This window comes from Pseudomonas sp. DE0010 (assembly GCF_007680745.1).
Taxonomy (GTDB): domain Bacteria; phylum Pseudomonadota; class Gammaproteobacteria; order Pseudomonadales; family Pseudomonadaceae; genus Aquipseudomonas; species Aquipseudomonas parafulva_B.
This window is the reverse complement of sequence record NZ_VEJQ01000005.1, coordinates 139,459-156,454: the sequence shown is the minus strand read 5'-3', so window position 1 is coordinate 156,454 and position 16,996 is coordinate 139,459. Positions and strand designations below refer to the sequence as shown.

18 protein-coding genes, 1 tRNA gene and 4 pseudogenes are annotated in these 16,996 nt (G+C 58.6%); 6 read left to right on the top strand and 17 right to left on the bottom strand.

Annotated features, from left to right (window positions below):
- Positions 1 to 44: 44 nt before the first annotated feature.
- The gene (locus tag FS767_RS06050; protein WP_371921575.1) at positions 45 to 2,555 is read left to right on the top strand and encodes an ATP-binding protein; all 2,511 of its coding nucleotides are present in this window, start codon (positions 45 to 47) and stop codon (positions 2,553 to 2,555) included.
- Between the two features lie 97 nt (positions 2,556 to 2,652).
- Here the strand turns inward: FS767_RS06050 and FS767_RS06045 are convergent.
- Together FS767_RS06045 and FS767_RS06040 are read right to left on the bottom strand one after the other, a co-directional pair.
- A pseudogene (locus tag FS767_RS06045) lies at positions 2,653 to 2,915 on the bottom strand (hypothetical protein).
- Positions 2,916 to 3,427: 512 nt separating this feature from the next.
- A complete protein-coding gene (locus tag FS767_RS06040; protein ID WP_144964564.1) occupies positions 3,428 to 3,925 on the bottom strand; it encodes a hypothetical protein in 498 nt (165 codons plus the stop codon).
- Between the two features lie 216 nt (positions 3,926 to 4,141).
- Here FS767_RS06040 and FS767_RS23170 point away from each other — a divergent pair.
- Together FS767_RS23170 and FS767_RS23415 are read left to right on the top strand one after the other, a co-directional pair.
- Positions 4,142 to 4,283: pseudogene (locus FS767_RS23170) on the top strand (transposase); the annotation flags it as partial.
- Positions 4,280 to 4,377: pseudogene (locus FS767_RS23415) on the top strand (IS5/IS1182 family transposase); the annotation flags it as partial. The pseudogenes FS767_RS23170 and FS767_RS23415, both read left to right, overlap by 4 nt.
- 36 nt (positions 4,378 to 4,413) lie before the next feature.
- On the opposite strand, the gene FS767_RS22825 reads toward FS767_RS23415, so the two are convergent.
- From FS767_RS22825 to thrS, 11 genes and pseudogenes are all read right to left on the bottom strand, one after another.
- A complete protein-coding gene (locus FS767_RS22825) occupies positions 4,414 to 4,584 on the bottom strand; it encodes a hypothetical protein (RefSeq protein ID WP_178102716.1) in 171 nt (56 codons plus the stop codon).
- 213 nt (positions 4,585 to 4,797) lie between these two features.
- Positions 4,798 to 5,053: pseudogene (locus tag FS767_RS23165) on the bottom strand (hypothetical protein).
- A 211-nt stretch (positions 5,054 to 5,264) separates the two neighbouring features.
- Positions 5,265 to 5,341 (bottom strand) — tRNA-Pro (locus tag FS767_RS06030).
- A gap of 112 nt (positions 5,342 to 5,453) precedes the next feature.
- Positions 5,454 to 5,810: a MerR family transcriptional regulator gene (locus tag FS767_RS06025; RefSeq protein WP_003250681.1), complete on the bottom strand. Its 357-nt coding sequence runs from the start codon at positions 5,808 to 5,810 to the stop codon at positions 5,454 to 5,456.
- Positions 5,791 to 6,093: an integration host factor subunit alpha gene (gene ihfA / locus FS767_RS06020; RefSeq protein ID WP_003250679.1), complete on the bottom strand. Its 303-nt coding sequence runs from the start codon at positions 6,091 to 6,093 to the stop codon at positions 5,791 to 5,793. The genes FS767_RS06025 and ihfA overlap by 20 nt, the downstream gene beginning before the upstream one ends.
- A gap of 4 nt (positions 6,094 to 6,097) precedes the next feature.
- Complete coding sequence (gene pheT / locus FS767_RS06015) at positions 6,098 to 8,479, bottom strand: phenylalanine--tRNA ligase subunit beta (protein WP_144964563.1); 2,382 nt, start codon at positions 8,477 to 8,479, stop codon at positions 6,098 to 6,100.
- A 33-nt stretch (positions 8,480 to 8,512) separates the two neighbouring features.
- The gene (pheS, locus tag FS767_RS06010; RefSeq protein WP_058603341.1) at positions 8,513 to 9,529 is read right to left on the bottom strand and encodes a phenylalanine--tRNA ligase subunit alpha; all 1,017 of its coding nucleotides are present in this window, start codon (positions 9,527 to 9,529) and stop codon (positions 8,513 to 8,515) included.
- A gap of 109 nt (positions 9,530 to 9,638) precedes the next feature.
- Positions 9,639 to 9,995 carry a 50S ribosomal protein L20 gene (rplT, locus tag FS767_RS06005; RefSeq protein ID WP_003250671.1) on the bottom strand — a complete coding sequence of 119 codons (357 nt, stop codon included), beginning with the start codon at positions 9,993 to 9,995 and terminating at the stop codon, positions 9,639 to 9,641.
- A 27-nt stretch (positions 9,996 to 10,022) separates the two neighbouring features.
- The gene (gene rpmI / locus FS767_RS06000) at positions 10,023 to 10,217 is read right to left on the bottom strand and encodes a 50S ribosomal protein L35 (RefSeq protein ID WP_003250667.1); all 195 of its coding nucleotides are present in this window, start codon (positions 10,215 to 10,217) and stop codon (positions 10,023 to 10,025) included.
- Between the two features lie 62 nt (positions 10,218 to 10,279).
- The gene (infC, locus tag FS767_RS05995; RefSeq protein ID WP_178091251.1) at positions 10,280 to 10,831 is read right to left on the bottom strand and encodes a translation initiation factor IF-3; all 552 of its coding nucleotides are present in this window, start codon (positions 10,829 to 10,831) and stop codon (positions 10,280 to 10,282) included.
- A complete protein-coding gene (thrS, locus tag FS767_RS05990) occupies positions 10,831 to 12,753 on the bottom strand; it encodes a threonine--tRNA ligase (RefSeq protein ID WP_027916077.1) in 1,923 nt (640 codons plus the stop codon). The genes infC and thrS overlap by 1 nt, the downstream gene beginning before the upstream one ends.
- 334 nt (positions 12,754 to 13,087) lie before the next feature.
- On the opposite strand from thrS, the gene FS767_RS05985 reads away from it, so the two are divergent.
- Both FS767_RS05985 and FS767_RS05980 read left to right on the top strand, forming a co-directional pair.
- Positions 13,088 to 13,393: a hypothetical protein gene (locus FS767_RS05985; RefSeq protein WP_058637782.1), complete on the top strand. Its 306-nt coding sequence runs from the start codon at positions 13,088 to 13,090 to the stop codon at positions 13,391 to 13,393.
- Between the two features lie 162 nt (positions 13,394 to 13,555).
- A complete protein-coding gene (locus tag FS767_RS05980; RefSeq protein WP_012273095.1) occupies positions 13,556 to 13,768 on the top strand; it encodes a cold-shock protein in 213 nt (70 codons plus the stop codon).
- 108 nt (positions 13,769 to 13,876) lie between these two features.
- Here FS767_RS05980 and FS767_RS05975 read toward each other — a convergent pair whose 3' ends face one another.
- Positions 13,877 to 14,197, bottom strand: a complete 321-nt coding sequence (locus tag FS767_RS05975) for an I78 family peptidase inhibitor (protein ID WP_027916080.1) — start codon at positions 14,195 to 14,197, stop codon at positions 13,877 to 13,879.
- Between the two features lie 259 nt (positions 14,198 to 14,456).
- On the opposite strand from FS767_RS05975, the gene FS767_RS05970 reads away from it, so the two are divergent.
- Positions 14,457 to 14,669 carry a hypothetical protein gene (locus tag FS767_RS05970; protein WP_058603344.1) on the top strand — a complete coding sequence of 71 codons (213 nt, stop codon included), beginning with the start codon at positions 14,457 to 14,459 and terminating at the stop codon, positions 14,667 to 14,669.
- Here the strand turns inward: FS767_RS05970 and FS767_RS05965 are convergent.
- The 3 genes from FS767_RS05965 to rbsK are packed head-to-tail and all read right to left on the bottom strand — an operon-like array spanning position 14,641 to position 16,995.
- Positions 14,641 to 15,642 carry a nucleoside hydrolase gene (locus tag FS767_RS05965; RefSeq protein WP_144964562.1) on the bottom strand — a complete coding sequence of 334 codons (1,002 nt, stop codon included), beginning with the start codon at positions 15,640 to 15,642 and terminating at the stop codon, positions 14,641 to 14,643. The two genes, FS767_RS05970 and FS767_RS05965, sit on opposite strands and share 29 nt — an antisense overlap.
- Before the next feature lie 49 nt (positions 15,643 to 15,691).
- Positions 15,692 to 16,090: a D-ribose pyranase gene (gene rbsD / locus FS767_RS05960; protein WP_100851767.1), complete on the bottom strand. Its 399-nt coding sequence runs from the start codon at positions 16,088 to 16,090 to the stop codon at positions 15,692 to 15,694.
- Positions 16,087 to 16,995, bottom strand: coding sequence for a ribokinase (gene rbsK / locus FS767_RS05955; protein WP_144964561.1), 909 nt, complete (start codon positions 16,993 to 16,995; stop codon positions 16,087 to 16,089). The genes rbsD and rbsK overlap by 4 nt, the downstream gene beginning before the upstream one ends.
- Position 16,996 lies beyond the last annotated feature (1 nt).

Sequence of the window (16,996 nt, the reverse complement as noted above, 5' to 3'; positions counted from 1 at the left end):
GCGAGCGTTTGGCCAGTGCCTCATCCGTGGATGAAGTCGTGGCGGTGTTGCGAGACAACGCACGCGCTGCGGTAGGGGCTGAAGGTATTGCCGTCGTTATCGAAAATCAGGGCCGATGCTATTACGTTGCTGAAGACGCAGTATCTACCCTGTGGCAGGGGCAGGATTTCCTGGCCGACTCCTGTATTTCAGGCTGGGCCATGCAGCATCAAGAAACGGTGGTCATCAGTGACATCCGGCACGACTCACGTATACCTCACGAAGCCTACAGCTCGACATTCGTTCGCAGTCTTGTAATGGTGCCCATTGGTCGGCCTGTTCCGGTAGGCGCCTTGGGCGCCTACTGGTCCGAGGTCAAAGACCACAATCGCGATACAATCAAAAGGTTGGAAAACCTGGCGCGGCTGGCCACGATTGCCATCGAAAATGCGCGTCTGACCCAGGCGCGTAACCGTGGGGCGGCACTAACAGCGGCGCAGAACCGAATCCTGGCGCTGGCGGTCGCATCAACACCTCTGAGCACTACGCTAGAGGCGATCGTTCGCGAGGTAGAGGCGCTATCGGTTTCAGGTTTTGTGGGGAGCATCCTGCTCTTTGATGAGCGGATAAGCCTTGTCCAGTATTGCGCAAGCCCTAGCCTGCCTGGCGTTTATCGTGAGGCCCTCGCAGGCGCCCCCATCGACTTGGAACTGGCTGCCTCGAGCGCTCTGGCGGGATTGGACATCAGCACTCGCTCTGGGTGGGCCAACCTCGGCGATTTGACCTGCGAACATGGGCTGCACCCCTGCTGGTCTACATCGATCCGTTCAGCCCAGGGCGAAGTGCTTGGCCTTTTCGTCCTGTACCACGCCGAGCGCCGGGAACCACTGCCCGCAGATATGGAAATCATCGATTTCGTGATTCAAACCGTGGGGTTGGTCGTGTACCGTTCCCGTACGGACGGCGCCGTTCGGTCCAGTGAGCAGAGACTGCGCCTGGCAGTTGACCATGCTGACGTAGGCTTCTGGGACGTGGATTTCATCAACAACACACTGGTATGGCCTTCGCAGACCAAGGCGATGTTCGGGATTTCGGCTGAAGCGCCGGTCACCCTCCAAGATTTTTATGCAGGTTTACATCCTGACGACTACCAGGCAACGATCGAAGCCTTCGAGGCGTCGATCGATCCACTGCGCCGCGCACTCTACGACGTCGACTATCGAACCGTCGGCCGAAATGACGGCATCGTACGCTGGGTGGCGGCCAAAGGCCGTGGCGTCTTCGACCAAGCCGGCCGGTGCTTGCGCGTGACCGGAACGGCGATGGACATTACTGCACGCAAGGTCGCCGAAAACGCGCTCAAAGAGCTCAACGCTTCCCTGGAAGAGCGGATTGCCAGAGCTATTGCGGAGCGTGAAGAAGTACAGAAAGCATTACGTCAAAGCCAGAAGATGGAAGCCATGGGGCAGCTCACCGGCGGCGTCGCTCACGACTTCAACAACCTGCTCACCCCTATTGTCGGCACCCTGGACATGCTCCAGCGCCGTGGCGTAGGCGGCGAGCGCGAGCAACGGCTCATCGCTGGTGCGATGCAGTCGGCAGAACGTGCCACGACACTTGTTCAGCGGTTGCTTGCCTTCGCACGTCGGCAACCCCTTCAGACAAGCTCGGTGGACGTGGCGAAGCTATTGAATGGCATGGCCGACCTTGTGGCCAGCACCATTGGGCCGCAAATCAAGGTAGTGGTCGATGTTCCGGCAAACCTGCCAGCTGCCATTGCGGATCTCAACCAGCTCGAGATGGCCATGCTTAACCTTTCGGTGAATGCGCGAGACGCGATGCTTGAAGGCGGCACGATGCGCATTTCCGCCAGTACGGAAACGATCGGCATTGGCCACCGCTCGAAACTACCGGTAGGCGAGTACCTGTGCCTGTCGGTTGCAGATACGGGCATTGGCATGGATGCGACCACCCTGGCCCACGCTGTCGAGCCATTCTTTTCAACCAAGGGTATCGGCAAAGGTACCGGGCTGGGCTTATCCATGGTGCACGGCCTTGCCTCGCAACTTAACGGTGCGCTCACCCTCCATAGCGCTCCAGGCCTGGGTACGAATGTAGAGCTTTGGCTCCCTCGCAGTACAACCGAACCTAGTGAGGCACTTCGCATCGAGCAACTCCCGGAGTCGCCGCTGCTGCGAGGCACTGTGCTGCTGGTGGATGACGAAGAACTGGTGCGGGCAAGTACGGCGTATATGCTGGCTGAGCTGGGATATTGCGTGGTCGAAGCCGCGTCCGGTGAACAGGCCTTGGAATTGATGCACACTGAACAACAGTTCGACCTGCTCGTCACCGATCATCTCATGCCCGGCATCAGTGGGACGGTGCTGGCTAGAGCCGTGCGCCATAGCAGGCCCAACACTGCGATTCTGATCATCTCCGGCTACGCAGAACGTGAAGGCATTGATCCGGACCTGCCTCGGCTCAACAAACCTTTTCGAAAGTATGAGCTGGCAGCAAGGCTGGCCGGGATGGGTGGTGAGGCGGCGAATGCACAGTTGTTGTCTCAGGCGCTTTAGCGAGCCCCACCGGTTCAGCCTTGAAGCTCTGAAGGAAAAGGCACGGAGAGTCTTCGTGCTGATGAGGCGCGACCGATGATCTGGGGCGCGTCACCCTCTACCACAGGTAGTGATCGTTGTTCGGCAGTTGATGCGACTGTAAGCCCTGCTGCATGTTGGTCCCGGCCAGCGCCAGAGTGAGCTGATCCAAGTCCGCGATCTGGCCAACCTGCTTGAACAGCTCGCCGGCGTTCGCCTCCAGAGCCTTGAATAGGTCCATGCCGTTGATTTCACCCCGATGAGGTCGCGGTAGCCAGTGATTTTCTTGTGTTGATTGTCCGAGGGGTGATTCCCTGAGCGTCGCGCCACGCAGTGACACATCTTGATTTCGGGGTGCCAAACCCTATCCTGGTTCGCTAAGGGGCTGCTTGGAGGCAGTTACCGCTTGAACACAAGGAACGATATGACACGGCTTACCAAGCTACGAATACTGCTCACACTGGGCGCCATTATCGGAATCGCACCGCTAACCTGGTCCTTTCTTGGGGCCTCTCTCCTTCTCGCCGTGGCCCTTCCAAAAGCTCCAGCATTTGTAATTCCAGTGCTCCTGATCTCGGTTGTAGGATTATGGGGATGCTGGAAAGCGTACGCAGCAGCCATGGCTAGGGATCCAGTGCGCTTGAACAGACGAGTAATCATTGCTGTCGTGCAGCAGGCAAAAAGGGATTCTCGATACGATGCATCGATATTCAGCACGCCTGGACGGGCTTTTCATGCTAGTAAGCTTCTCACGTCCTACCCCGCACAGTGACAGCTTGCCCGCTCTCCCAAGTCAGCCCGCCTTGTAGTGCGAGCTTTTTTCCTTAGGTGGCGGCTGTGGGCCGCTGTAGCTCTCAGTTAACAGGAATAAGGCGATCTCGCTGAGCTAGAGTGAGGTCGCCAGTAACGCCGACCTTGAGGGCCCCAGTCGCAGCATCAGCCAATGGTTGTCCCATATCGGCAGACGCGAATTCTGGAAGTTTGTACATCGCCCCAGTCAGGGGGTCGACGATCAGCATGCCGATTAACCCTCCAAACACAATGTTGCCCCAATACCAACCGCTCAGGCTGGAATCAAGTTCAACAGTCTTGTCTGAGTATCCTTGCTTTTTGAAGTGCAGTTTATAGGTTTGGCCTGAAAAATAGCCTTTGCCAGATTTCAAGGTGACGGTGCTAGGCGTATTCCCTGAGTGGATCACAGTACCGTTTTTGTCGGTGATCTCGAAGCTGGCTCCTGGGGGAGCGCTAGATACAGCTACTGGGTATCGAGACTCACCAACGATACTTGCACACCCTTGGATAGAAACGAGCGCTACAACTGCAACTGCCCCAGCCACTTTCCGAAACGTCATCCGTACTGCTCCATGTTGCCGTTGTTGGCATGGCCGGATATCGGCCGGCAGCGATTGTACTTAGAGTGATAACATTTTGATATCATTTGGAAATAGGGTTTGGGCCTCTCAGTTGCTTACCTGGGCTCCGTACGGAATCCCGAGAAACCCAACCGCCACTCCTTGAAGACCAAGGTTTCGGAGATTCATCCGCCATTGACGGAAACCAATTTTGTGATGGCAAAGCGTTACGAACTCTCGGATCAGGCTTGGGATGTAGTCTCCGATCTCTTCATCGAAAACCCATAGCCCAGGGCTCCCTCGCTTGAGCGACCGACTATTGCTTCATCGCGTGCTCTGGGTTCTCTGCTCGGGCGCTCGATGAAGCGCAAACCCATGCCTGGCTTACCTAGCTGTTTGATTGGCCCAAATATCAACAGCGCAACGTCATCCAGCACATGTTGAGCTGGCTGAACACTCACTCGATACCGGAATGCACCTGCGCCCCCTCAAGCCCGCTCACGATACCCAGCTATGAGTAGAGCCAGCCCAGGCGTCAGCAAGCCGACTGCGGTATAGCCGAAAGCGGCCTGTCCGGAAGCGCCAACAGCTGCGAATGCCGTACCCACGGCGATCAACGGCATTGCGACGAGAAAAAACGGTTTGGCTTTTTTGTCCATATCGAAGCTCCTGTGTGTTCCACCTTTTTACCACATATACCCTGCGATATTTCACGGCGAGCCGGTGCTTGATACGAACGCCCGGCTGGCTGGGTAATGAAAACTACTGGCGGGAGTATCGGATTACGCTTTGAAGTGGGCGGGGTTGCATAGAGAGAAACCACCCGAAGGCGGCTTAATCATTAAGTACCATCCGGTTGGTCCGGAGTCCTTTCAGACAGAACCTAGCTGAGCAAATTCGCCACTCTGATCGGTAGCTATACTGCGTGCGCTCCCTAACCCCCCAAGCCAGGGCTCTGGTCATAGATTGTCCGGGTCGAGCATCGAACGCCTCTTCCAGGATGGGTAAGCTTCCTGGGGCATAAATGCCTATGAACAGTTGGATGCAGCCTGTGCGCGAGAGAAGTACCTGCACACAAGTAAGTATCGTCGCCAACACTTCTTCGTGTACTCGGTGATGGATATTCACATCAGCCCAGCCCTAACAAACGCTGCCGCGGCGCCGCAGACCAGCCTCACCAAACTGGGGTCGTACTCAAATATTATCGGCCACAGGTTCGCGTGGACCTGTGCTAACCATTTTGAGAAGAGGCAGGCGTAACAACCTGAGAAGTCACGCAAAAGTCACGCACATGAAAAAGGCCACCCCTCTCGGAAATGGCCTAAGTCATTGAATATAATGGTCGGGACGGAGTGATTCGAACACTCGACCCCTTGCACCCCATGCAAGTGCGCTACCGGGCTGCGCTACGCCCCGACTGGGCTTTGAAGCATGTTCTCGTTACCGCTGAGAACGATGAAGAAGATACCCTAACCTTTTGATTAATGGAAGCTTTTTTTCAAAAATTTCCACTCATCCTTAACCATGGTCACTTCTTCAACACCACCAACACATCTTCCAGCTCGACAATCATCTGACGAATCAGCTGTTTGTACTGGCTCGACTCATCCTTGGCCTCATCACTGGAAAGCCGCAACCGCGCCCCGCCAATGGTGAAGCCCTGGTCGTAAAGCAGGGCGCGAATCTGGCGGATCATCAGCACGTCTTGGCGCTGGTAATACCGCCGGTTGCCCCGCCGCTTCACGGGATTGAGCTGATCGAACTCCTGCTCCCAATACCGCAACACGTGCGGTTTTACAGCGCAAAGTTCGCTGACCTCACCAATGGTGAAGTACCGTTTGCCCGGTATGGGGGGCAGTTCGTCGTTATGGCTTGGTTCCAGCATAGGCCTCAACCCGGGCCTTCAACTTCTGCCCTGGACGAAAGGTGACGACGCGCCGTGCGGTGATCGGGATTTCTTCCCCAGTCTTGGGGTTGCGGCCCGGCCGCTGGCGTTTATCGCGAAGGTCGAAATTGCCGAAACCGGACAACTTGACCTGCTCGTTCTCTTCAAGTGCGTGCCGAATTTCTTCGAAAAACAGCTCGACCAGCTCCTTGGCCTCACGCTTGTTAAGCCCCAGCTCCTCGTACAGCCTCTCGGCCATCTCAGCTTTCGTCAGAGCACCCATGCCGTTATTTCCTTAACGTGGTGTTCAACCTTTGTTCGAGCGAGGTGAGGATAGTGTGCAAGGTAGTGTTCACCTCATCGTCGTTAAGAGTGCGCGATGGATGCTGCCAGGTCAAGCCGACTGCCAGGCTTTTTCTATCAGGATCAATGCCTTTACCCTGGTAGACATCAAACAGCCTGAGGTCTGTGAGCCATTCGCCTGCATTGTCACGAATTACATCAAGCACGTCTTGAGACGCAACATCACGACCTGCGATCAACGCAAGGTCACGACGGGTTTCCGGGAACTTGGACAACTCGCTGAATTTCGGCAACCGGCCTTCGACCACATCGGCCAGCACCAGCTCGAAAACGAAGACCGGGCGGTCCAGGTCCAGGGCTTTTGCAAGCTCTGGATGAAGCGCGCCCAGATAGCCAATGGCCTTACCTTCTCGCTGAATTTCGGCGGTCTGACCGGGGTGCAAGGCTGGATGCTTGCCAGCGACGAAGGTGAAGTCGCCCAGCGCACCGGAATAACCCAGCAGGGCTTCCACATCGGCCTTCACGTCGAAGAAATCGATGGTGTCGCGGCCGTTAGCCCAGCCTTCTGGCAAGCGGCTGCCTGTAACGACGCCGGCAATCATCGGTTCCTGTGCCAAGTTGCCCAGTTGGCCAACGAAACGTAGGCCACTTTCGAACAAGCGCACGCGGTCCTGCTGGCGATTGAGGTTGTGCTGCAATGCCTTGACCAGGCCCGGCCACAGGGACGCACGCATGGCCGCCATGTCGCTGGAGATGGGGTTGGCCAGCAACAGTGGCTCTACGCCTGGGCTGAACAACTCGAACAGTTTCGGATCGATGAAGCTGTAGGTAATGGCTTCCTGGTAACCACGAGCAACCAGCAGACGACGCAGGTTTGGCAGCTCGCCACGGGTTTCCGGGCGTGCTTGCGGCGCCAGGCGCGCTTGCGGGTAGCGCACGGGCAGGTTGTTGTAACCGTACAGACGCGCGAGCTCTTCGATCAGGTCGACTTCGAGGCTGATATCGAAGCGGTGGCTCGGAACGTTGACCGTCCACTGCCCTGCTCCGTCTGCCTGGGTAGCCAGACCAAGGTTGTTGAGCAACTGCTCGACCTGGGACGGGTCCATTTCCATGCCAAGCATCTGGGCGATGCGATCGGCACGCAAGGTAACCGGGGCAATGCTGGGCAAGTGTTGCTCGCTGACGGCTTCAACGATGGGGCCGGCTTCGCCGCCTACCACTTCCAGCAGCAATGCAGTCGCGCGCTCCATAGCCTCGCGAGCCAGCTGGGAATCGACGCCGCGCTCATAACGGTGCGAGGCGTCGGTGTGCAGGCCATAGGAGCGGGCCTTGCCTGCAACGGAAATCGGCTCGAAGAAAGCGCTTTCCAGGAACAGATCACGGGTTTTAGCGGTGTCGACCCCGCTGTGCTCACCGCCCATGACGCCAGCGATGGCCAGGGCGCGGGTGTGGTCGGCAATGACCAGGGTGTCGGCACGCAGTGCAACTTCCTGGCCGTCGAGCAGCACCAGCTTTTCGCCTTCCTCGGCCATGCGTACGCGAATGCCGCCGTTGATCTCTGCCAAGTCAAAGGCGTGCATGGGCTGGCCGAGTTCGAGCATCACATAGTTGGTGATGTCGACGGCAGCGTCGATGCTGCGCACGTCACTGCGGCGCAGACGCTCGACCATCCACAGCGGCGTCGGCCTGCTCAGGTCGACATTGCGGATGACCCGGCCCAGGTAACGTGGGCAAGCTGCCGGCGCATGGACCTCGACCGGGCGCACTTCGTCGTGTGCGGCAGCTACGGCTGGCACCAGCGGGCGGGTGACCGGCACGTCGTACAACGCGCTGACGTCGCGGGCCAGGCCGGCGATCGACAGGCAATCACCCCGGTTGGGCGTAAGCCCGATTTCGATGCTGGCATCATCCAGGCTCAGGTACTGGCGAATGTCTTCGCCTACCGGCGCATCGCTGGCCAGTTCGAGCAGGCCATCGTTTTCTTCACTGATCTGCAGTTCGGCCGCCGAGCAGAGCATGCCGAAGGACTCCACACCGCGCAGCTTGGCTTTCTTGATCTTGAAGTCACCAGGCAGTTCGGCGCCGATCATGGCGAAGGGGATCTTGATCCCTGGCCGCGCGTTAGGGGCGCCGCAAACCACCTGGAACGTTTCCTGGCCATTGCTGACCTGGCACACACGCAGCTTGTCGGCGTCCGGGTGTTGTTCGGTGGCAAGGATTTCACCCACCACAATACCGCTGAACTGGCCGGCAGCGGGGGTCACGCTGTCGACTTCCAGGCCGGCCATGGACAGGCGGGCCACCAGTTCGTCACGGGAGACTTGCGGGTTTACCCAACCGCGCAGCCACTGTTCACTGAATTTCATGCTGTTCTTCTCCTGAAGGTTGCGTCGATTGGCTTAGCGGAATTGGGCTAAGAACCGCAGGTCGTTGTCGAAGAACAAACGCAGATCGTTGACGCCATAGCGCAGCATGGCCAGGCGCTCGGCACCCATGCCGAAGGCAAAGCCCTGGAATTGCTCAGGATCGATGCCCGACATGCGCAACACGTTCGGGTGCACCATGCCGCAGCCCATTACTTCCAGCCAGCCGGTCTGCTTGCACACGCGGCAGCCATTGCCCGAGCACATGACGCACTGGATATCCACTTCGGCGGACGGCTCGGTGAAGGGGAAGAACGATGGACGGAAACGCACCGCCAGTTCTTTTTCGAAGAACACGCGCAGGAATTCTTCGATGGTGCCCTTGAGGTCGGCGAAATTGATGCCACGGTCGATCAGCAGGCCTTCGACCTGGTGGAACATCGGCGAGTGGGTGATATCCGAATCGCAGCGGTAGACGCGGCCAGGACAGACAATGCGAATAGGTGGCTGGGTAGACTCCATGGTCCGCACCTGTACCGGCGAGGTGTGGGTACGCAGCAACATGTTGGCATTGAAATAGAAGGTATCGTGCATCGCCCGGGCCGGATGGTGGCCGGGGATGTTGAGCGCTTCAAAGTTGTGATAGTCGTCTTCGACTTCAGGGCCTTCGGCAATGCCGTAGCCAATGTGCGTGAAGAACTGTTCGATGCGTTCGAGTGTACGGGTGATGGGGTGCAAGCCACCGGTGGCCTGGCCACGGCCTGGCAGGGTCACATCAATGCATTCGGCAGCCAGACGAGCGCTGAGCTCGGCTTCTTCGAAAGCTGCCTTGCGTGCGTTCAGCACAACGGTGACGCGCTCTTTGGCGTCATTGATCAGCGCGCCCACTTTGGGCCGCTCCTCGGCTGGCAGGTTGCCCAGGGTCTTCATCACCTGGGTCAGCTCGCCCTTCTTGCCGAGATAGTTGACCCGGATCTGTTCCAGGGCATTGATGTCTTCAGCGCGCTCCACGGCCTCCAGGGCTTGGGAGACCAGCGCATCCAGGTTTTCCATGTACAGACTCCAGATACGAAAATAGGGGAAGAGCTTTGAAGGCTCTTCCCCTATCGATGACGTTCAATGCCCGGCGACGCAGGCGCCGCCGGGTGATTGTCGCGGGTACTTAAGCCAGAACGGCTTTAGCTTTCTCGACAATCGCAGCAAACGCCGCTTTTTCGTTCACTGCCAGATCGGCCAGAACCTTACGGTCGATTTCGATCGAAGCCTTTTTCAGGCCAGCAATCAGACGGCTGTAGGACAGACCGTTGGTGCGGGCACCGGCGTTGATACGAGCGATCCACAGTGCGCGGAACTGACGCTTCTTCTGGCGACGGTCGCGGTAGGCGTATTGGCCTGCCTTGATGACCGCTTGCTTGGCAACACGGAATACGCGCGAGCGTGCACCGTAGTAACCTTTAGCCAGTTTCAGAATTTTCTTGTGACGCTTACGGGCGATGACGCCACGCTTAACACGAGCCATGAGTAACTTCCTCTATCTTAACCAGAATTAACGTACGCGCAGCATGCGCTCGACTTTTGCCACGTCGGACGGGTGCAGCAAGCTGGCACCGCGCAGTTGACGCTTACGCTTGGTCGACATTTTGGTCAGGATGTGGCTCTTGAAAGCGTGCTTGTGCTTGAAGCCCGAAGCGGTCTTCAGGAAGCGCTTCGCAGCACCGCTCTTGGTTTTCATTTTTGGCATGTTGGAACTCCGCATTCGATAAAAATTACACAATAATCATCAGGCCTGCCGTGCCCGGGAGATTACTTCTTCTTTTTGGGGGCGATGACCATCATAAGCTGGCGTCCTTCCATCTTAGGATGCTGCTCGACGGAACCGTATTCGATCAGGTCAGCTTCAACCCGCTTCAACAGCTCCATGCCCAGCTCCTGGTGGGCCATCTCACGACCACGGAATCTCAGAGAGATCTTGGCCTTGTCCCCTTCGGTAAGGAAACGTACCAGGTTGCGTAGTTTTACCTGGTAATCCCCTTCTTCCGTCCCTGGACGAAACTTGATTTCTTTAATCTGGATCTGTTTCTGGTTTTTCTTGGCTTCGTTAGCCTGCTTCTTCTTCTCGAAGAGGTGCTTGCCGTAGTCCATCACCTTGCAGACGGGCGGAACCGCGTCTGCAGAGATTTCCACCAGATCCAGCTTCGCTTCTTCAGCGATACGAAGCGCTTCATCAATCGAGACGATGCCAACCTGCTCGCCGTCTGCGCCAATTAACCGAACCTCGCGGGCCGAGATATTCTCGTTGATCGGGGCCTTCGGTACAGCACGTTTATCATTTCTCATTTCACGCTTAATAGTCATTACTCCGTTGTTTGGCGACCACGCCGGGAAACCGCTTGCGTCAGGAGCTCAGCGAACTGGGCGACGGGCATGGAGCCCAGGTCAGCGCCTTCGCGAGTACGCACTGCTACGGTCTGCGTTTCGACTTCGCGGTCCCCTATAACCAAAAGGTACGGGACCTTGAGCAAAGTATGCTCACGGATTTTAAAGCCGATCTTCTCATTTCTCAAGTCCGACTTGGCACGGAAACCGCTACCGTTCAGAGTTTTCTCAACCTCAAGGGCGAAATCGGCCTGTTTGTCGGTGATATTCATGATCACCGCCTGCGTCGGCGCCAGCCAGGCAGGGAATACGCCGGCGTAGTGCTCGATCAGCATGCCGATGAAGCGCTCGAACGAACCCAGAATGGCACGGTGCAGCATGACCGGGCGCACGCGGCTGTTGTCTTCGGCGATGTAGCTGGCGTCCAGGCGCTCCGGCAGGTTCGGGTCGTACTGCAGGGTGCCGCACTGCCAATTACGGCCAAGGCAATCACGCAGGGTGAACTCGATCTTCGGCCCGTAGAAAGCGCCCTCCCCCGGCTGGTATTCCCACTCCAGGCCGGACTCGTTCAGGGCATCGGCCAACGCCCCCTCGGCACGGTCCCACAGCTCTTCGGAGCCAACGCGTTTGGCCGGGCGAGTAGACAGCTTCATGGCGATGTCGCTGAAGCCAAAGTCCTTGTAGACGTCCAGGGTCAGCTTGATGAAGTCGGCGGCTTCTTTCTTCACCTGTTCTTCGGTGCAGAAAATGTGGGCATCGTCCTGTACAAAGCCACGCACACGCATGATGCCGTGCAAGGCGCCAGACGGCTCGTTGCGATGGCACGCGCCAAACTCGGCCAGACGCAGCGGCAGGTCGCGGTAGCTCTTGAGCCCCTGATTGAATACCTGCACGTGGCACGGACAGTTCATCGGCTTGACCGCGTAGTCACGGCTCTCGGACGAGGTCGTGAACATGTTCTCGGCGTAGTTGGACCAGTGGCCGGAACGCTCCCAAAGAATGCGGTCGACCACTTGCGGGGTCTTGATTTCCTGATAACCGTTCTCGCGCTGGACATTACGCATGTACTGCTCGAGCACTTGGTAAACAGTCCAGCCATTGGCATGCCAGAACACCATGCCCGGTGCTTCTTCCTGCAGATGGAACAGGTCGAGCTGCTTGCCGATCTTGCGATGGTCGCGCTTCTCGGCTTCTTCGATGCGCTGGATGTAGGCCGCCAGCTGCTTTTTGTCAGCCCAGGCAGTGCCGTATACGCGCTGCAGCTGTTCGTTCTTGGCATCGCCGCGCCAGTAGGCGCCGGACAGCTTGGTCAGCTTGAATGCCTTGAGAAAGCGGGTGTTGGGCACGTGCGGGCCGCGACACATGTCCACGTATTCTTCGTGATAGTACAGGCCCATGGCCTGTTCGTTCGGCATGTCCTCGACCAGGCGCAGCTTGTAGTCTTCGCCACGGGCAGTGAAGACGTCGATGACTTCGGCGCGCGGGGTCATTTTCTTGATGACGTCGTAGTCCGTGTCGATCAGCTGCTGCATGCGCTTTTCGATGGCCGCCAGGTCATCCGGCGTGAAGGGCCGCTCGTAAGCGATGTCGTAATAGAAGCCTTCGTCGATTACCGGGCCGATCACCATCTTGGCGGTCGGATACAGCTGCTTCACTGCATGGCCAACCAGGTGGGCGCACGAGTGACGAATGATCTCCAGTCCCTCTTCATCTTTGGGGGTGATGATCTGCAGCGTCGCGTCGTTCTGGATCAGGTCGCAGGCGTCGACCAGCTTGCCGTCTACCTTGCCGGCAACGGTGGCCTTGGCCAGACCGGCGCCGATGGATGCGGCGACCTCGGCAACAGACACGGGGTGATCGAACGAACGTTGGCTGCCATCGGGAAGAGTAATGGTGGGCATTGGCGCCTCCTCTCCTAGTGGTGACCCCTACCAAAGGTCACGTGGGTTGGGATGAGCCAGTACAAGATCCGAACCTGCCTTCCGTTGACGGGAAGCCTGCCTCACAGTGGCAGAAGCCTTTGGGCTTGCGGGAACGAACCAGAGTGACTGGAAAGAAAATAGAACTGCAGCGGGGACGTTGTCAGCTGCAAGCCGGGCATGCTAGCACGCAGTCAGAGCCGCGCGCAGGAATATTTGGAAATTGCCGCTGGTGGTGAACTTCCGCGACAGCTTCCCTATCAGACTTGTGGAAACAACTACTCTTGATGAGAACTGACCCAAGGAGTAATCGGTTATGCGAGTTCCGTCTCTTCTGGCCCTGGCGGCCGCTGGCGCCCTGCTGATGCCAATGGCCGCGAACGCCGGCAATTTCCCTGCCGGCAAGGAAGGTGCCTATATGGCTCAATGCACGCAAGTTGCCGCTGGCCAGGGCGTTGATGCCGCCGCAGCGAAAAAGCACTGCGAATGTGGTGCACAGGCGATCAAGAAGAATTTCTCCGACGCTGAAATTGCTGACCTCGACAGCAAGGATGGCGTGGACGCCAAACTCATGCAAAAGGCGCAAAACGTCGTTAAACAGGCCTGCGCACCTAAAAGCTGATGTTGTGTAGCTGCGCGTGTCCGGCGGTAAATTGCGCTGGATCAACCTGCCACGAAGGTAAAAAGACGCGACAGCCGCAGAATTAGACTATGATGTACCGGTGCTCCGTAGCTTTGGCCGCATTGCACCACCGAAAATACTAAATGTTCTGGAGATTCACCCATGTCCAATCGCCAAACCGGCACCGTCAAATGGTTCAATGATGAAAAAGGCTTCGGCTTCATCACCCCACAAGGCGGCGGCGACGACCTGTTCGTTCACTTCAAAGCCATCGAATCTGACGGCTTCAAGAGCCTGAAAGAAGGCCAAACTGTTTCCTTCGTCGCCGAGCGCGGCCAGAAGGGCATGCAGGCTGCGCAGGTTCGTCCGGAGTAATTCGGACAGCCGTAAAAAAACCCGCCCCCGTGGCGGGTTTTTTTTGACTTGGCTTTGACAGCTCAACGCGCACAGGGCACCGATGCCCTCCATACGCGGGGCAAATCTTTAGCCGCAGTTAACGCGTGTCACACGCCCTTGCTCATCGACATTCAAGTTCAGCCGCTCCGAGCGGTATTCCAGGGTGACCACATCGTGGGGCTTGAGTATGCGCGCCATTTGCGAGCCGCTCGCCTTGCGGGCCTGCTCCAGCAGCTCTGCACTACCCATCTTGCCCACTGCAAAATCAGCGCCGCTGGCCTGGCAGCGACCATCATTGCCCGCAGGTGCCTCAGGCACTTGGCCGCCACTGGAGTCTCCACCAGTGCTGCAGCCCGCCAGGACAGCAGCCACCGCCAGGGTCGCCAGATAAGCACGGGTACGTAACATGAAGCCTCCTAGATCATTTGGGAACTGCCTGATCCGACAGCCCCACCCTAAATTCGTTGCAAAACTGGCCAAGTCTGCACCATCCCGGCGGCTGATGGGGGAAGACAATCGTGACCGAATTTTACCACTCGGCCCACACGCCGCTTGGTTTGGCCTGCAAAGTCATGATTTACTTTAAGAAGTGAAGGCATAGTGCCTGCTACGAATACCCGGTTTGGTCGTTCGTTCTTTTATCCCGCGCCGCAAGCGAGAGCTTTACATGAGCACCCACAGCATCGATGCCGACATCAAGGTCAAATGGGCCGAGGGCCAGAGCGCCTATAGCCCCAGCACCCCGGAGGAGCTGCTGCTGATCGCCATCGACCTCCTGGTACGTGACCGCGGCGCAGAGGCAGCGCGCGGCTTCATCGACCAGGTGGTCGAGCGGTATGCACCACGCCCTGCTACTTCAAACGCGCCAACCGCTCGCTGAGCAGGTCAAACAGCCCCTGGGCATCCCCCTCCTTCACCCACATGACATTGGCCGGTTGCTTGAGCACCCCGTACCAATCAGCCACGGTCTGGCCGAAGGTGGGACCCTCTCGGGTGTCGATCGTCATGTGAATGCGCCGGCCGCTGAACTGCTGGGGTTTGAGCAGATAGGCGATGACGCTGGCGTCATGCACAGGCCCACCGGGCATCCCGTACAACGCCATATCATGGGTGATGTAGGCATTGAGGATGTCCACAACGCGCTTGCTGGCCTGCGTATTGACACCAGCCAGTTGCTTGAGCCGTGCTTCGCTGGTCAACAGCTTGTGGGTCACATCCAGGGGCAAATAGGTCAACGGCACGCCACTTGCCAGTACCACAGCGGCCGCGTGTGGGTCGGCATACAGGTTGAACTCGGCCACAGGCGTGATGTTGCCACCGTTGAAGTGAGCCCCGCCCATCACCACCACTTCCTTGATGCCCTGAGCGATTTCAGGGCGCTGTATCAAGGCCAGGGCCAGGTTGGTCTGCGGGCCGAGCATGGCCAGGGTCACGCTGTGCGGCGGCGCCGCACCTAGGGTGTCGACCAGGTACTGAACAGCGTTGCCGCTCGCCAAAGGCTGCTTGGGTTCATGCACTTCGACTCCGGTGACGCCTTCTTCACCGTGCACTTCGGCCGCGTAGATCGGGGCGCGCACCAAGGGGCGACCCGCACCGGCGTATACCGGAACATCCTCACGGCCTGCCCACTCACGGGCTAGACGAGCGTTACGGGCGGTCTTCTCCAGGCGCACATTGCCTGCGACTGTCGTGATAGCACGAATCTTCAGTTCATCAGGCGAGGCCATGGCCAGGAACAGTGCCACCAGATCGTCAGCCCCCGGATCGGTGTCGATGATCAGGTCGATAGGTGCCGCTTGTACGGCAGACGCTGCAGCCATGAGGGCGAGTCCTTGAAGCAGGGGTTTTAGCATGACGAGGGCACTCCTGTTGCCGGTGGATATCAAGTAAGGACCGTCGGTGTCAGAAGGTTACACCGGACACCAGGGCGATGTTGCTGTAAGGCTGGCACTCGCCCGTGCGCACCATGGCCCGGGCCTTGCGCGACAGCATCTTGAACGCTTCATGGGGCATGTATTCACGCTCGCCCAGCGTGTCGCTCAGGCGCTCGATTTCTGCAAACGCCGGCGGCTCCACGGTTTGTATTTCTTCAGCCAGCACGTGCCGCTCGACCTGCAGCTCGCTCAGGACACACCGCAGCACACTGGCAAAATCAGGCAGCCCTGGGGTGACAGCCAAGTCGATCAGCTCCACGCCGTGCGGCACGGGCAACCCGGCATCGCCGATGACCAGGATGTCGCCATGGCCCATGCTGGCAATGGCCCGTGACAGTGCAATGTTCAGCAGGGGCGTCTTCTTCATGGCTGCAGCTCCGCGAGCCTGGGGATGGAAGGTTGCGCGCCGGCCCGGGTCACCGACAGGGCAGCAGCCCGTTGCCCGATGCGGATTGCCTCGCCCTCTCCCAGGCCCTGCACCAACCCAGCCGCAAAGCCTCCGATGAAGGTGTCCCCTGCGGCGGTGGTGTCCAAGGCTTTTACCACGGGTGCCGGATAATGTTGGTGGCCATCGGGCGTGATCAGCAAGGCACCTTGTGCGCCGAGGGTAATGATCACTTTGCCAGCTCCCAGCGCGAGCAGGCGCGTGCCCGCCAGTAAGGCGCTGGCCTGATCATGCACGGCAACACCGGTCAACGCCTCGGCCTCGCTTTCGTTGGGCGTGAGGTAGTCGACATGGTTGAACCATTCGGCGGGCAACGGCCCTGTTGCCGGCGCCGGGTTGAGTATTACCCGTTTGCCGAGCTGACGGCCTCTGGCCAAGGTCCAGGCCACGGTAGGCAATGGCACTTCAAGTTGGCAGATGATCACCTGCGCCGCCTGCAGCAAGCCGTCGAAGCGCGCTACGGCGTCGGGTACCAGCAACCCATTGCCCCCAGGCACAATGACGATGCAGTTCTGGCTGGCCGCGTCGACGGTGATCATCGCTACCCCCGTGGACACGCCGGCGCAGGTGACCACGCCCTGGCAGTCAATGCCTTCCACTTCCAGGGCATTGCGCAATTGCAAGCCGTAGGCGTCGTCGCCGACGCAGCCGATCATTGCCGCGCTGGCGCCCAGCCGCGCGACCGCCACGGCCTGGTTGGCACCCTTGCCTCCGGCAGCGGTGAAGAAGGTATCGCCGGCCAATGTCTCGCCAGGCCGTGGCAGGCGCTGAGCGCGCGCTACCAGGTCCATGTTGAGGCTGCCGACTACCACGACCTTGGCACTCATG

Excerpts from the sequence above, each read along its gene's own strand:
- FS767_RS06040 (WP_144964564.1), bottom strand. The coding sequence starts at position 3,925 with ATGACGTTTCGGAAAGTGGCTGGGGCAGTTGCAGTTGTAGCGCTCGTT.
- FS767_RS22825 (WP_178102716.1), bottom strand. The coding sequence starts at position 4,584 with ATGGACAAAAAAGCCAAACCGTTTTTTCTCGTCGCAATGCCGTTGATC.
- FS767_RS06025 (WP_003250681.1), bottom strand. The coding sequence starts at position 5,810 with ATGCTGGAACCAAGCCATAACGACGAACTGCCCCCCATACCGGGCAAA.
- ihfA (WP_003250679.1), bottom strand. The coding sequence starts at position 6,093 with ATGGGTGCTCTGACGAAAGCTGAGATGGCCGAGAGGCTGTACGAGGAG.
- pheT (WP_144964563.1), bottom strand. The coding sequence starts at position 8,479 with ATGAAATTCAGTGAACAGTGGCTGCGCGGTTGGGTAAACCCGCAAGTC.
- pheS (WP_058603341.1), bottom strand. The coding sequence starts at position 9,529 with ATGGAAAACCTGGATGCGCTGGTCTCCCAAGCCCTGGAGGCCGTGGAG.
- rplT (WP_003250671.1), bottom strand. The coding sequence starts at position 9,995 with ATGGCTCGTGTTAAGCGTGGCGTCATCGCCCGTAAGCGTCACAAGAAA.
- rpmI (WP_003250667.1), bottom strand. The coding sequence starts at position 10,217 with ATGCCAAAAATGAAAACCAAGAGCGGTGCTGCGAAGCGCTTCCTGAAG.
- infC (WP_178091251.1), bottom strand. The coding sequence starts at position 10,831 with ATGACTATTAAGCGTGAAATGAGAAATGATAAACGTGCTGTACCGAAG.
- thrS (WP_027916077.1), bottom strand. The coding sequence starts at position 12,753 with ATGCCCACCATTACTCTTCCCGATGGCAGCCAACGTTCGTTCGATCAC.
- FS767_RS05985 (WP_058637782.1), top strand. The coding sequence starts at position 13,088 with ATGCGAGTTCCGTCTCTTCTGGCCCTGGCGGCCGCTGGCGCCCTGCTG.
- FS767_RS05980 (WP_012273095.1), top strand. The coding sequence starts at position 13,556 with ATGTCCAATCGCCAAACCGGCACCGTCAAATGGTTCAATGATGAAAAA.
- FS767_RS05975 (WP_027916080.1), bottom strand. The coding sequence starts at position 14,197 with ATGTTACGTACCCGTGCTTATCTGGCGACCCTGGCGGTGGCTGCTGTC.
- FS767_RS05970 (WP_058603344.1), top strand. The coding sequence starts at position 14,457 with ATGAGCACCCACAGCATCGATGCCGACATCAAGGTCAAATGGGCCGAG.
- FS767_RS05965 (WP_144964562.1), bottom strand. The coding sequence starts at position 15,642 with ATGCTAAAACCCCTGCTTCAAGGACTCGCCCTCATGGCTGCAGCGTCT.
- rbsD (WP_100851767.1), bottom strand. The coding sequence starts at position 16,090 with ATGAAGAAGACGCCCCTGCTGAACATTGCACTGTCACGGGCCATTGCC.
- rbsK (WP_144964561.1), bottom strand. The coding sequence starts at position 16,995 with ATGAGTGCCAAGGTCGTGGTAGTCGGCAGCCTCAACATGGACCTGGTA.